At 73.4% G+C, this 13,141-nt stretch carries 14 protein-coding genes and 1 tRNA gene; 9 read left to right on the plus strand and 6 right to left on the minus strand.

Annotated features, from left to right (window positions below; all coding sequences use genetic code 11):
* Window positions 1-6: 6 nt before the first annotated feature.
* Together GJQ66_RS02255 and GJQ66_RS02260 are read right to left on the minus strand one after the other, a co-directional pair.
* On the minus strand, window positions 7-1,521 hold the full coding sequence (locus tag GJQ66_RS02255; RefSeq protein WP_155047727.1) for an ABC transporter substrate-binding protein: 1,515 nt from the start codon (window positions 1,519-1,521) through the stop codon (window positions 7-9).
* A gap of 21 nt (window positions 1,522-1,542) precedes the next feature.
* Window positions 1,543-2,487 carry an alpha/beta fold hydrolase gene (locus tag GJQ66_RS02260; RefSeq protein ID WP_230379229.1) on the minus strand — a complete coding sequence of 315 codons (945 nt, stop codon included), beginning with the start codon at window positions 2,485-2,487 and terminating at the stop codon, window positions 1,543-1,545.
* Window positions 2,488-2,636: 149 nt separating this feature from the next.
* Between GJQ66_RS02260 and GJQ66_RS02265 the strand changes: the two genes are divergently transcribed.
* Both GJQ66_RS02265 and GJQ66_RS02270 read left to right on the plus strand, forming a co-directional pair.
* Entirely contained in the window at window positions 2,637-3,101 is a 465-nt protein-coding gene (locus GJQ66_RS02265) for a carboxymuconolactone decarboxylase family protein (protein WP_155047728.1), read from the plus strand.
* 35 nt (window positions 3,102-3,136) lie between these two features.
* Window positions 3,137-3,607: an SIP domain-containing protein gene (locus GJQ66_RS02270; protein ID WP_155047729.1), complete on the plus strand. Its 471-nt coding sequence runs from the start codon at window positions 3,137-3,139 to the stop codon at window positions 3,605-3,607.
* 19 nt (window positions 3,608-3,626) lie between these two features.
* On the opposite strand, the gene GJQ66_RS02275 is transcribed toward GJQ66_RS02270, so the two are convergent.
* From GJQ66_RS02275 to GJQ66_RS02285, 3 genes are all read right to left on the minus strand, one after another.
* Window positions 3,627-4,445, minus strand: a complete 819-nt coding sequence (locus GJQ66_RS02275; protein ID WP_155047730.1) for an arginase family protein — start codon at window positions 4,443-4,445, stop codon at window positions 3,627-3,629.
* Window positions 4,446-4,527: 82 nt separating this feature from the next.
* The gene (locus tag GJQ66_RS02280) at window positions 4,528-5,265 is read right to left on the minus strand and encodes a PspA/IM30 family protein (protein WP_155047731.1); all 738 of its coding nucleotides are present in this window, start codon (window positions 5,263-5,265) and stop codon (window positions 4,528-4,530) included.
* A gap of 101 nt (window positions 5,266-5,366) precedes the next feature.
* Window positions 5,367-7,103, minus strand: coding sequence for a TPM domain-containing protein (locus GJQ66_RS02285; RefSeq protein WP_196215782.1), 1,737 nt, complete (start codon window positions 7,101-7,103; stop codon window positions 5,367-5,369).
* A 115-nt stretch (window positions 7,104-7,218) separates the two neighbouring features.
* Between GJQ66_RS02285 and GJQ66_RS02290 the strand changes: the two genes are divergently transcribed.
* From GJQ66_RS02290 to GJQ66_RS02315, 6 genes are all read left to right on the plus strand, one after another.
* Window positions 7,219-8,061 (plus strand): DUF3097 domain-containing protein, encoded by an 843-nt coding sequence (locus GJQ66_RS02290; RefSeq protein WP_368732564.1) that lies wholly within the window; start codon window positions 7,219-7,221, stop codon window positions 8,059-8,061.
* A gap of 24 nt (window positions 8,062-8,085) precedes the next feature.
* On the plus strand, window positions 8,086-8,808 hold the full coding sequence (gene trmB, locus GJQ66_RS02295) for a tRNA (guanosine(46)-N7)-methyltransferase TrmB (protein WP_155047734.1): 723 nt from the start codon (window positions 8,086-8,088) through the stop codon (window positions 8,806-8,808).
* Window positions 8,809-8,881: 73 nt separating this feature from the next.
* Window positions 8,882-8,954 (plus strand) — tRNA-Arg (locus GJQ66_RS02300).
* Between the two features lie 78 nt (window positions 8,955-9,032).
* Window positions 9,033-9,257 (plus strand): hypothetical protein, encoded by a 225-nt coding sequence (locus tag GJQ66_RS02305; RefSeq protein ID WP_155047735.1) that lies wholly within the window; start codon window positions 9,033-9,035, stop codon window positions 9,255-9,257.
* Window positions 9,254-9,703 carry a BLUF domain-containing protein gene (locus GJQ66_RS02310; protein WP_155047736.1) on the plus strand — a complete coding sequence of 150 codons (450 nt, stop codon included), beginning with the start codon at window positions 9,254-9,256 and terminating at the stop codon, window positions 9,701-9,703. Before GJQ66_RS02305 ends, GJQ66_RS02310 begins: the two co-directional genes overlap by 4 nt.
* A 22-nt stretch (window positions 9,704-9,725) precedes the next feature.
* A complete protein-coding gene (locus tag GJQ66_RS02315; RefSeq protein WP_155047737.1) occupies window positions 9,726-10,589 on the plus strand; it encodes a CPBP family intramembrane glutamic endopeptidase in 864 nt (287 codons plus the stop codon).
* On the opposite strand, the gene GJQ66_RS02320 is transcribed toward GJQ66_RS02315, so the two are convergent.
* On the minus strand, window positions 10,586-11,326 hold the full coding sequence (locus GJQ66_RS02320) for an SGNH/GDSL hydrolase family protein (RefSeq protein ID WP_155047738.1): 741 nt from the start codon (window positions 11,324-11,326) through the stop codon (window positions 10,586-10,588). The two genes, GJQ66_RS02315 and GJQ66_RS02320, sit on opposite strands and share 4 nt — an antisense overlap.
* Window positions 11,327-11,361: 35 nt before the next feature.
* Here GJQ66_RS02320 and GJQ66_RS02325 point away from each other — a divergent pair, with 35 nt between their 5' ends.
* Entirely contained in the window at window positions 11,362-13,026 is a 1,665-nt protein-coding gene (locus tag GJQ66_RS02325; RefSeq protein ID WP_155047739.1) for an arginine--tRNA ligase, read from the plus strand.
* Window positions 13,027-13,141 lie beyond the last annotated feature (115 nt).

A 13,141-nucleotide genomic window follows, 5' to 3' on the forward strand; every position in this document is an offset into this window, starting at 1 on the left:
GGGGGATCAGGACCCCGCGACGTGCACGCGCGCGAGCGGCAGGCGCGTGCTGGTCTCGCTCGTGGGGAAGCCCTCCACGCCCGTGGCGACCGCGACGACGTCCTCGCGCGTGTACAGCCAGTCCGCCGGGTGCTGGGCCGCGACGAGGCGCGCGGCGTCGGCGATGAGCGCGGCCGAGACGTCCGGATCCGTCTCGCGCATGGCCTCCGCGTAGGTGTCGGCGATCTCCGCGCGCGCGTCGTCGTCCGCGATCGCGTAGTAGTAGTCCGCGTCCGTCCACGTCGAGAAGTCGCGCGGCTCGACGTGGTTGACGTAGCTCAGCTCGTAGTCGTGGTTCGTGAAGACGTCCTGGAGCCACGTGGAGAACTCGACGGGGGAGACCTCCAGCTCGACGCCGATGTCGGCGAAGGCCGACACGAGCAGCGTCGAGGCCGTCGTGCCGTACGCCGACGGGATCGTGAGCTCGAGCGAGAGGTCCTGGACGCCGGCCTCGGCGAGGAGGTCGCGGGCGCGCTCCGGGTCGAACGAGATCGTGTTCGAGAGATCCTCGTATCCCGGATCCAGCTCGGGCACGGGGCCGAACTGCGTCACGCCGGCGCCGACGACCTCGACGATCGCGTCGTGGTCGATCGCGAGGCGAAGGGCCTCCCGCACGCGCACGTCGTCGAGCGGCGCCGCCTCGTCGTTGAACGCCAGGATGAACTTGTCGGTCGTCGGCCCCGAGGTCACCGTGAGGGATCCCTCGAGCTGCGGCGCGAGCTCCGCATCGATGCCGGTGAGCGCGTCGAGGGATCCGTCGAGTCCGGCCGCGACGAGCGCGGTGGGCTCCGGGATATAGCGCAGGACGACCTCGGCGACGCCGGCCGGGTCGCCCCAGTACGCGTCGTTGCGGGCGAGGACGATGCTGTCGCCCTGGTTCCAGCTCTCCAGCGCGAACGGGCCGGTGCCGTTCGCGTCCGAGAGCATGTCCGTCTCGTCGTCCGCGTCGAGCACGAGCCCGGCGGGGCCCGTCAGCGCGAACAGGAAGCCCTGGTCGGGCTCGGCGAGCGCGACCCGGACCGTGCCCTCGTCGATCGCGGCGACCTCGGCGACGCCCGCGAGCTCGTCGTGGCCGATCGCCGTCTCGTCGCCGCGGACGGCCTCGAGCGACGCCACGACGTCGTCCGCCGTCATGTCCTGGCCGCCGTGGAAGGTGACGTCGCCGGCGAGCGTGAACGTGTACTCAAGGCCGTCGTCCGAGACGGACCACGCGGTCGCGAGCGCGGGCACGATGTCGGCGCCCGAGCGGGCGACGAGCCCCTCGTAGACGTTGCCGATGAGCGCCTGCTCGAGGGCGGCGCCGGCGGTGTGGCGAATGTCGAGGTTGGTTGGCTCGAGGACGAGGCCGACCTCGAGCGTGGCCCCGGAGGCGTCCTGCGGCGCCTCGTCGCCCGGCGCGGAGCAGGATGCGAGGGCGAGCGCCGACGCGGCGAGGACGGCGGCCGCGGCGCGGCGGGCGTGGCGGGGTTCGGGGGAGGCCATCGGGGGTCCCTTCGTGAGCGCCTAGGCGCGTCCAAGGATCGCGCGAACGACCCGCGCGATGTCGGTGGGGGCGACGTCCTGCACGTTGTGCGGGGCGTCGATCAGGTGCACGGCATCGCCGGGCCGGGCGGCGCGGAACGCCGCGAGGTCGCCCTCGTCGAGGAACCCGCGGGTACCGGCGATGAGCGTGACGGGCGCGGCGATCGCCGCGAGCTGCTCGCGGAGCGCGCCGTGGTCGGTCGCGGCGGGGCGTTCGTCCGGCGCGGCGGAGGACATCAGGCGCGCCATGTGGTGCTTCCACTCGACGGATCCGTCCGCGCGCGTGCGCGTGTTGAGGAGGACGCCGCGCCGGGCCTGCTCCCGGTCGCCGCCGAGGCCGAACGCCTGGGCGTGGTCGAGGACGTCGTCGACCGAGTCGAACGCGAGCCGCTCGTAGAAGGCCTGAAGGCCCGTCGCGCCGTCGCTCCCCGCGCCCGGCGCGATGTCGAGGAGCACGAGGTGGGAAACGAGGTCGGGACGCTCGGCCGCGAGAGCGATCGCCGCGAGCCCGCCGAGGGAGTGCCCGACGACAACGGCCGGAGCGCTCGCCCAGGCCTCGATCGCGCGGGCCGCGTCCGGTGCGAGCGCGGAGGGGGCATAGTCGGCGTCCGCGCGCCAGCTCGAGTCACCGTGACCCGGCAGGTCGAGCGCGACGGCGGGCTCGCCGAGCGCGAGCACCGTGCGATCCCACGTGTGGGCGTTGAGTCCGGCGCCGTGGAGGAACGCGACGCGCGCCCCGCCCCGGCCGTATCGCAGCGCCGACAGGGTCCGGCCGTCGCCGAGCGCGACCGCGTCGCGCGACGCCGGCACAGCGGCGACGCCGAGCTCGCGCGCCTGATCCGGCAGGAAGGCGAACTCGTCGGCAGAAGAGGGGGTGACCATGGGATCCTCGGGGTGGGTCCGGGAGGTGTCCCGGAGCGTGACCATTGTGGAGCCTCGCGCGAGCCGCTGCGAAATCCGTCGACATATCGCGCAAGATTTCTTCCACTTTTTGATCATAAATACTGATCCTTCGTGCAAATGTCGTGCACAGTGATTTTTGGACCCCTCGGCGCGGGTCCGAGTAGGGTTCTCGTATGACCGAGACGCGCGTGCACCTGGCCCGGTCGGCGAAGCCCGCCTACAAGGCCCTCGACGAGTTCTCGCGGGAGGTGGGGCGCATCGCGCGCGACGCCGGGGTCGACGATCGGCTCAAGGAGCTGATCATGCTCCACGCGTCCCAGCTGAACGGCTGCGCGTACTGCGTGCGGGTGCACATGGAGCGCGCCGGCGCCGCCGGTATCTCCGCCGACGACGTCTCCCAGCTCCCCGCGTGGCGCGAGTCCGGGGTGTTCTCGGATCGCGAGCGGGCGGCGCTGGAGCTGACCGAGGCCCATACCTTCATCCACCGCGCGGGCATCTCGGACGACCTCTATCACCGCGTGGGGAGCGTGCTCTCCGAGCCCGAGTACGTCGGCGTGAGCTGGCTCGCGATCTCCATCAACGCGTTCAACCGCCTCACCATCGCGGGGCGGTACCCCGTCCCGCCCGCGACCGGTTAGGCAAGCCTTTCCTTCCGGCGTATAGTGGAAGCATCATGACCGCTCCCACCTCGCTCCCGACGCACGACGGCCACGCGTGCCGCGCCCGCCGTCACGCGCGCGCACAGCACCTTGTGGTGGCCGACGAGACGACGCTCGTCGAGCTCGAGACTCTCCTCGCGACCCTCCCGCTCTGCGCGAGCGGGCGCGTGTTCGTCGAGGTGCCGGACGCGTCGTGGATCGGCCGCATCGCGGCGCCCGCGCGCATGCAGGTGACGTGGCTCGACCGCGCCTCGCGGCGCGGCGCGCCCGGATCAGCGGCGCTGTGCCGTCCAGGCGAGGCCATGACGCGCGCGGCGATCGCGTACGCCGACGAGACGCTCTGCGACGACGCCGCGGCCGAGACCCGCGTCACGCTGCTCGGGGGATACGTCGCGACGGCCGACATCGTCGAGCACCTCACGTCGCGGCGCGGGGTCGCCCGCGAGCACATCACGGTGCGCGACGCACTCGCGGCCTACGTCTGAGCACCCTCGCGGCGTACGGCTAGGGGCGCGCAAGCGCCCCGACGACGCGCAGGATGGTTCCGAGGTCGTCGACCGCGGCCTCCGGCGTGCGGGGTGCGAACCCCGTGACCGACGCCCCCGCGAGGGGCGCCACCTCGCGGACCGCGGCGATCGCGTCGACGAGTGCGGCGGCGGCGAGCCCGAACGGCTGCGCGTCCTGCACGCCCGCGATGTGCGCCGGGTCGAGGACGTCCAGGTCGACGTGCACGTAGAGGCGGCGCGCGCCGGTGGCCGCGACCGCGGCGGCGAGGTCCTCCGCGACCCGGTCGGCGCGGACGTGGCGGATCCCGCTCTCGGCGACGCTTTCGCGCTCGGCGTCCTCCAGCGCCCGGGCCCCGGCCAGAACGACCCGGGAGGGGGCGATGGCGCCCGGCGCCAGCGAGAGCCCGCCCGGCACGCGGCCGAGCACCCCCGCGAGCGCCATGCCCGCGAAGGCGCCGGAGGGGGAGCTGTCGGGGGTGTGGAGGTCGCCGTGCGCGTCGAACCAGACCACGGCCAGGTCGTCGCCCGCGACGCGGCCGACGGAGGGGACGGCGACGCCGCAGTCGCCGCCGATCGTCACGACCGGGCCCTCAGGCTCCGCCGCCAGGGCCTCGTCGACGCGCTCCCGTAGCCGCCGGAGAGCGCTGGCGCGCCGCACGCCGGTGTCGAGGCTCTCGCCGGCCTCGAACGGCACCTCGACGCGCTGGACGGCGGAGCGGGGCAGATCGCCCGCGATCGCGTCGGCGCCGTCGATGAGGGACATCGCGCGGGTCGAGGGGGACCCCTGCCACTGCGGGACGACAACGAACCGAGTCATGTTCCGATCATCCGTCCTGTGTGGGTCAAACGACAAGACGGGCGCCGCCCCGGTCTGGGGCGGCGCCCGTCTTGTCGTGAGCTCAGCCCGCGGTAATCGAGCCGGAGGTGCCGCCCGACTTCAGGGCGGCGAGGCGGGCCTCGACCTCCGTGAGCTCTCCGACGTCCTCGAGCGACTCGAACTGCGCGTCGAGGCTCGACGAGGCCAGCTCGGCCTTGCCTGCGGCGAGCGCCTCCTGGCGGCGCACCTTCTCCTCGAAGCGGCCCAGCTCGCTCGTCGGGTCCATGACGTCGACCGACTTGACGGCGTCGTGCACCTTGTTCTGCGCCTCGGCGATCTTCGCGCGCGAGACGAGCTCGTTGCGCTTGCCCTTCAGCTGCTCGAGCTTGACCTTCATGCCGTTCAGGCCGTCCTTGAGCTTGTCGACGACGACCTGCTGTTGCTGGATCTGCGGCTCGACCGCGCGCACCTCGTTCTCGGTCTGGACCTGGCGCTGCAGCGCGACCTTCGCGAGGTTGTCGAACTTGTCGCCGCCCGCGACATCCCCCGCGGCGCGCAGCTCGTCGCCCTTGCGGCTCGCCGCGAGGGCCTTGTTGCCCCACTCGGCCGCGGCTTTGCGGTCCTCCTCGGCGTCGCGCTCGAGCAGGCGCAGCTGGCCGATCGTCTCGGCGATCGCGGCCTCGGCGTCGGCGATGTTGTTCGTGTAGTCCCGGACGAGCTGGTCCAGCATCTTCTGCGGGTCCTCGGCCTCGTCGATCAGCGAGTTGACGTTGGCGCGGATCAGCGTCGAGATCCGCCCGAAAATGGACTGCTTGCTCATGGTGGCGCCTTTCGAAGGGGGTCCTGCGTCGTGTGAATGTCGGGGGCACTCGCAGTCTACGAGCGCCGGTTATGCGTCGGCTATGGGTCCCCGCCGTCGGCTCAGAAGCGGCGCCCGCCGCCCGACCGCCCGCGCCGGCCGCCCCCGCCGAAGCTCCGAGGCGAGCGGGAACGTGAGCGCGACGAGGAGCGCGACGACGACGCCCAGCCCGACCCGCGGCGGGAGGACCCCGACAGCGAGCTCCCGATGATGCCGCCGAGGATGCCCGCGAGGAGTTGGTCGCCGCCCGAGGACCCGGATCCGCCCGCGCGGAAGCCCGCCACGTCTCGGTGCGCGGCCGCCGATGCGTGATCCGCCAGCGAGAGCGCGCGTCGGGCCTGGGCGAGCGCCGCGTCGGTCTCGCCCGCGACGAGCTGCCCGTGTGCCGCATCGAGCGCGCGGCGCGCCTCGGCGATCGCCTGGCGCGGCTCCGCGCCCACGGCCCCGCGCCGCGCCGCCAGGTAGCTATCGGCGCTCTGGATCCGCACGGCCGCCTGTTCGGAGATCCGCGCGAACTCCGCGCGGTCCTGCCGCGCCTCCTCCGCCGCGCGGCGCTCCGCCTCGGCGAGGCGATTGGCCAGCGCGCGTACCGCGTCGGCCATCTCGCGGGCCTGGCCGAGCGCCTGCTCGGCGTCCTGAATGTCGAGCGCGGCCTCGGCGGTCTCGCCCGCGTCGAGATGCCCCTGCGCCTCCGCCAGCGCGGCCCGCGCGAAGGCGAGGCGTGCGCGGGCCTCGTCGGGGTCGTCGGCGACGTCGGCGAGGGCGGGGGAGTCGTACGCGGCGGTCAGCCGCTCGACCTCGGCGGCGATGCGTCCCGGGAGGGCGCCTGCCTCGTCGAGCTCCGCCGCGATCGTGCGGAGGAGCTCCGGCGCGCGGCGCTCGATGCCGCGCAGTCGCTCGAAGCCGGCCGCCTGCGCGTCGAGGCTCTCGTCAGCCGCGGTCACGAGCGCGATGATGCGCTCGAGCTCGCCCGCCCTCGTATGGGAGGTTGCCTCGGGTCGGTCGAGGTGCTGGCGGATCTCGAACGCCTCGGCGAGATCGTCGCGCGCCTCCCGGAGCGCGGTCGCGTACTCCGCGGTCGCCTCCTGTCCGAACTGCGCGATCGCGAAGCCCAGCTCCTGGCTGGCCGTGCGCACCGCGTCGTCCATTTCGACGAGGAGCTCGGCCGCGCGGGTCTCGAGCCGCGCGAGCTCGGCCGCGCTCGCTTCCTGCGCCGCCTTCCGGCGCCGCGCGGCGCGCACACGCGAGAACAGGACGAGGCCGGCCACGGCGAGCGCCGCGGCCACGACGATGGCGCCGATCGCCCAGCCCCACAGCGGGTTCGGGGTGGTCCGGTCGGCGAGCGCGTCGGCGGCCGCGGCGGCCGCCTGTGCCCACTCCCCGTCGCCGGCGGGGCCCGCCGCGGCGGTCTCGATCGCCACGAGCTCGGCCTCGGATAGCGAGCCGTCCGCCGGCGCCGACAGGTAGAGCTGGCGTCCCTCGGTGGCGATGGCCAGCAGGTACTGACTGCTGCCGAGCCCGCCGGCCTCGGCGGTCTGGTCGGCCCACGCGCCGGCGTCCGACGGATCCGTGAAGGTGTCGACGAACACGACCCACAGCTCGGCCTTGCCGCCCGCGGCGAGCTCGTCGAGCCGCGCCTCGGCCGACGAGAGCTCGTCCGTCGACAGCACTCCCGCGTCATCGACGACGTATCCGGCCTGGAGCGCGACGGGCGGCGTCGCCGTCGCGCTCACGGCCGCCCCGGAGACGAGGGCGACCGCGCCCAGGAGCGCGGCCAGCCCGATGACAAGACGACGCATGCGTTTCCCCCTCGCGCGGCGATCTTCCGACGCGTCGATCCTACGAACCATCCCCGACACGCGGCGACACCGCGGCGTGCGATGTGCGCCCCGGCCCCCTGCCTACCCTGGGTGGGTGAACTCCGACCGATACGGATCCGACGTCCTCGCCCCCGGCTGGCGCACGCGCGGAACGAAGACCTCCCGGACGATCCCCGCCGAGCTCGACCTCGTCGTCGAGGTCGTCGGCGACGGGTGGTGCGGGGCCGTCACGCGCGTCGAGGCGGGCACCGTCGAGCTGGAGGATGGGAAGGGGCGCCGCCGCGCGTTCCCCCTGGGCGGCGGCTTCCTCCTCGAGGGAGAACCCGTCATCCTCGAGCGCCCGCGCCAGGCTCCGCGGGGCCGCACCCGCACCGCGTCGGGATCCTTCGCCGCGGCCGACGACCGCGCGCGCGTCGCGCTCCCGAGCCGGATCCTCGTCGAGGGCAAGCACGACGCGGAGCTCGTCGAGAAGGTGTGGGGAGCGGACCTGCGCGCCGAGGGCGTCGCCGTCGAGCTCCTCGCGGGCCTCGACCACCTGGACGAGCTGCTGGCGGCCGAGCCCCCGGGTCCCGGGCGGCGCTATGGGGTCCTCGTCGATCACCTCGTGCCGGGCTCGAAGGAGAGCCGCATCGCGGAGGGGATCCTCCGTGGCCCGCACGGCGCGCACCTGCGCATCGTGGGGCACCCGTACGTCGACGTGTGGCAGTGCGTCAAGCCGCAGGCCGTGGGGATCCGGGCCTGGCCCGTGGTGCCCCGCGGGCAGGACTGGAAGACGGGGATCTGCCGCGGGCTCGGCTGGCCGGCGGAGTCGGCCGAGGACATTGGGCGCGCCTGGCAGCGGATCCTGGCGCGCGTGACGACGTTCCGCGACCTCGAGCCGGCGGTGCTCGGCCGCGTCGAGGAGCTCATCGACTTCGTGACGGTCGGGGAGAGCTGAGGCGCGGCCCCGTACCCTGGGGGCATGTCTGAGCCGGGTACCCACCGCACGTCGCCGCTCTCCTTCGTCCGCCGCGGCGGACGCATGTCCGAGGGGCAGGAGCGCGCCTGGGAGGAGCTGTCGCCCCGGTACCGGTTCGACGTGCCGCGCGAGCACGCCTCGACGTCGGTACACCCCGACGCGCGGTTCATTCCTGCGGAGGAATACGGCCGCACCGCGCCCCTCGTCGTCGAGATCGGATCGGGCCAGGGGCATGCCATCGTCAGCGCGGCCGCGGCCCGCCCCGACACCGACTTCCTCGCGGTGGAGGTGTACATCGGCGGCCTCGCGCGCACGATGCTCGACGCCGATCGGGCCGGGATCGATAACCTCCGGGTCGTCGAGGCGAACGCGCCCGAGGTGCTCGAGACCCTCCTGCCGGAGGGCGCGGCCGACGAGGTGTGGATCTTCTTCTCGGATCCGTGGCACAAGACGCGTCACCACAAGCGCCGCATGATCAAGGAGGGCTTCGGCGCGGTCGTCGGGCGCGCGCTCCGCGACGGCGGCCTGCTGCGGCTCGCGACCGACTGGGAGGACTACGCGCTCCAGATGCGCGAGGTCATGGACGACGCTCCCGAGTTCGCGCGCGCCTACGACGGCGAGTGGGCCGAGCGCTTCGACGGACGCGCGATGACGGCCTTCGAGCGCAAGGGCCTGGACAAGGGGCGCGCGATCCGCGACCTGACGTACCGCCGCGTGGCGCGCTGACGCGCGCCCGGGCGCGCCCGGGCCGGCGCCGATGCGGTCGAAGCTGGCCGCGGCTGGTAGTGTCGGTTCGTCCGCCTCCGTAGCTCAGGGGATAGAGCGCCGGTTTCCGGTACCGAAGGTCGGGGGTTCGAATCCCTCCGGGGGCACGTGGATTTCTCGCCCCGGGTCGCGTATGCGACCCGGGGCGAGATCCGTATGGGCGAGTAATGACGACGGGGGCTGTTATGACGGAAGAGGGCGACGCGGCGCACGTCGTGTGGGCCAGGGTGGATGACGGCTTCTACGTCGCCAGCACGCCCGGGGCGTTTCTCGGGTGCGTCGATGCCGGAAGCGACGGCACGTTCGCCGCGCGCAACGTGCTGACGGAACTCATCGGCTCCTACTCGACCCTGCGCGCGGCGATGGACGCCGTCGTGCAGCACGACTCCGCGGAGGCGGCTGACGCATGATGAGTTCCGGCCCCGTGTTCTCCCTGGCCTATTCGAGCGTGGCGGTGCGGCCCTTCGACGACCTGGCGCTCGCGGCGCTCCTCGCCCAGAGCCGGGAGGCGAACGCGCGGGCCGGCGTCACGGGCATGCTGCTGTTCCGGGCCGGCAGCTTCGTGCAGGTCATCGAGGGGGACGAGGAGCGGGTGCGCGCCCTCATGGCGCGCATCAGCCGGGATCCGCGCCACACCCGCGTGCGGGTGCTCGTCGAGGGGACCGCCCCCGACCGCGCGTTCGCCGACTGGACGATGGGGTATGAGCCCATCACGGCGCCGACCGGGCCGGCGCCGGCGGGTTTCCGCAGCACCTTCGACGATCTCGACAACCTCGAGGATCCGACGCTCGTCGCCCGCGCGGTGCGCGAGCTGAGCCTCTGGTTCCGCGTCCGCCAGGCGCGCCGCGCGGCCTGATCAGGCCACGTACGGTGGGCTCATGCCCTCCGCCGCGCGCCGCCCGCACCTGTCGCCGTCCCTCGGGCCGGCCGCGGTCGTCGCGTCTGCCGCGGTCGCGCTCCTGCCGTTCGAGAACCGCCCCGTGGGATACGCGCTGCTCGTCGCGGGCGTGGCCCTCGCGGTCGTGCTGGGCCGCGCGGGCGTCGTCGCGGCCGCGCCGCGCGGGGAGGGGTCGAGCCTCGCGCGGGACCTCGCGCTCGTCGCGCTCGGGCTCGTGATTGCGAGCTCGATCCCGCTCGAGGCCCAGCTCGACGACGCGTCCATCGCGCGATTCGGCGTCGCGCTCGGCGCGGCCGTCGCGGCGCCGTACGCCGTGTCGCGGTTCGTGTTTCGCGATCGCGCGATCCGCTTCCCGTGGCGCGGCGGCGGATCCTGGCGGCGCTGGCAGTGGGGATGGCTCGCGGCCGTGATCGCCCTCGGGTGGCTGATCCTGCCGTTCTACTTCGTCGAGAGCGGCGTCTACCGGAACTGGCCCGTCGTGGACGACGCCGGGCTCGTCGCGCGCCTGTTCGTCGGGGTCGGCGCCGTGGGCATCTGGGACGAGCTGTTCTTCATCTGCACAGTGTTCGTTCTGCTCCGACGCCACCTGTCCGACCTCGCCGCGAACGCCCTGCAGGCCGTCGTGTTCGTATCGTTTTTGTGGGAGCTCGGGTACCGCGCCTGGGGTCCGGCGCTCACGATCCCGTTCGCGCTGCTGCAGGCCGTCATCTTCCTGCGCACCCGCTCGCTCGCGTACGTCGTCACCGTGCACCTGCTGTTCGACGCCGTCGTCTTCCTCGTCCTCGTGCACGCGCACAACCCTGGCGCGCTGGACGGGCTCTTCCTCGTGTCGCCGCGGTCCTAGCGTGCCGCTTCGACCGGCACGGCGACGAGGTCGGGAAAGAGCGCCGCGAGGTCGTCCGCGAGCGCCTCGGCCAGGTACGCGTGCCCCGCATCGCCCGGGTGGTTCGCGCCCTGCTCGGAGGTGTCGATCACGGTGTCGTAGTTCGCCGGCGTGATCCAGTCGTCCGCGAGCGGGGAAATGTAGGTCAGGCCGTCCGTGGCCGCGGCGCGGGCGAGGATCTCGTCGATCCGCTCGATCTTCTCCTCGACGGGGAGCACGTGCGGCGCGGGGCCGAGCACGACGATCTCGGCGTCCGGGAAGCGCTCCGCGAACCCGTCCCACACGGCCTCCGCCGCCCCGTCGAGCCCCGCGAGGGCGTCCTTGCGATCGTTGATGGATCCCTGGATCACGATGACGTCGAAGTCGTCGGTCGCGGCGAGGCGCGCGAGTCGAGATCCGTAGGTGCCGCCGGCGGATCCCTCGTGCAGGTATCCGCTGCCGTTCTCGCCGTCGACCGTCGTCTTCCAGCCGAGCGCCTCCCCGGTGAGCGCGGCGTAGCGGTTCTCGGCGCTCGTGGCGGCCATGCCGTTCGTCCACGAGTCCCCGAAGACGAGGAGGGCGGGGGAGCCGTCCTCCGACAGCTCGCGCCCGTCGGCGGCGGCGGTCGCGCCATTCCCGGCGGGGGAGCACGCGGCGGTGGCCGCGACGGCGGCCACGGTCGCGGCGAGGACGGCGAGGCGTGCGGCGGTCCGGGGCATGCTCCAAGCCTAGGTCGTTCTAGGATGGGGGCCCTATGAACCCCGATGCCCTCGCCTCCGCTCTCGCCGAAGTCCTCGCGTCGATCGCCGAGGCGAAGCGCCCCGGCGAGACGCTCGCCGTCGACGCCTCCGACATCACGGTGGAGCGCCCCCGCAACCGCGACCACGGCGACTGGGCGACCAACGCCGCCATGAAGTTCGCGGGCCGGCTCGGCACGAACCCGCGCGAGCTCGCGCAGGACATCGCCGCCGCGCTGGCGTCGACGCCGGGGATCGCCTCGGTCGAGGTCGCGGGCCCCGGTTTCATCAACGTTCGGCTCGACGCCGCGGCCGCCGGCGCCCTGGCGAAGACCATCGTCGAGGCGGGCGAGGCCTACGGGCGGAACGACTCGCAGGCCGGAAACAGCATCAACCTCGAGTTCGTCAGCGCGAACCCGACGGGCCCGCTGCACATCGGGCACACGCGCTGGGCCGCGCTCGGCGACGCGATCGGGCGTCTGCTCGAGGCCTCCGGCGCGCGCGTGGCCCGGGAGTACTACATCAACGACGCAGGCGCGCAGATGGATCGCTTCGGCGCGAGCGTCGTGGCTGCCATGCTCGGCGAGCCCACGCCCGAGGGCGGGTACCCGGGCTCGTACATCGCCGACCTCGGTGAGCGGGTCGCCGCGGAGCGTCCCGGCGTGCTCGACCTGGACCCGGCCGAGCGCGAGGCCGTCGTGCGCGACCTCGCGTACGGCTTCCAGCTCGCCGACATCCAGGAGTCGCTCAAGAAGTTCAACGTGCACTTCGACGTGTTCTTCTCGGAGCGGATCCTGCACGCCGCGGACAGCGGCGAGCCGAGCCTCATCGACCGCGCCGTCGAGCGCCTGCGCGAGCAGGGCCACGTCTACGACGCGGACGACGCGGTGTGGGTCAAGACGACCGACTTCGGCGACGACAAGGATCGCGTCATCCGGCGCGGCAACGGCGTGTACACGTACTTCGCCGCGGACGCCGCGTACTACCTCAACAAGGGCGACCGGGGCTTCCGCCACAAGATCTACCTCCTCGGCGCCGACCACCACGGGTACGTGCACCGCCTCAAGGCCCTCGCGGGCGCCGCCGGCGACGACCCCGAGAAGGACATCGAGGTCCTAATCGGCCAGCTCATCTCGATCAACGGCGCGCGGCTGTCCAAGCGCGCGGGCAACATCATCGAGCTGGACGACCTGCGCGACTGGATCGGCACGGACGCCCTGCGCTATTCGCTGGAGCGCTCGCCCGCCGACTCGCCGCTGTCGCTGGATCCGGAGCTCCTGCGCAAGCGGACGAACGACAACCCCGTTTTCTACGTGCAGTACGCGCACGCGCGCACCGTCAACGTCGGCCGCAACGCGGCGGACGCGGGGGTGACGCGCGCCGTGTTCCGGCCCGAACTGCTCGTCGACGAGACCGAGGCGGCCCTGCTCGGGGCGCTGCAGGAGTTCCCGCGCGTCGTCGCGTTCGCGGCCGAGGTGCGCGAGCCGCACCGCGTCGCGCGCTACCTCGAGGAGCTGGCGGGCCTGTACCACCGGTGGTACGACACGTGCCGCGTCACGCCGAAGGGCGACGAGGAGATCGACGACGTCCACGGCACCCGCCTGTGGCTGAACGACGCGACCGGCCAGGTGCTGCGCAACGGCCTCGGGCTGCTCGGGGTGACCGCGCCCGAGCGGATGTGATTCGCGCGGCGGGCGCGCGACCCGAAGCGCCCGCGCGGATCCCCTAGACTCGGGGCATCGGCGACGCCCTCGCGCCTCCGACGCTCCACGTCATGAACCCGTAAAGGTCCGCCTC

It is taken from the genome of Microbacterium sp. ZXX196, assembly GCF_009709595.1.
Taxonomy (GTDB): Bacteria; Actinomycetota; Actinomycetes; order Actinomycetales; family Microbacteriaceae; genus Microbacterium; species Microbacterium excoecariae.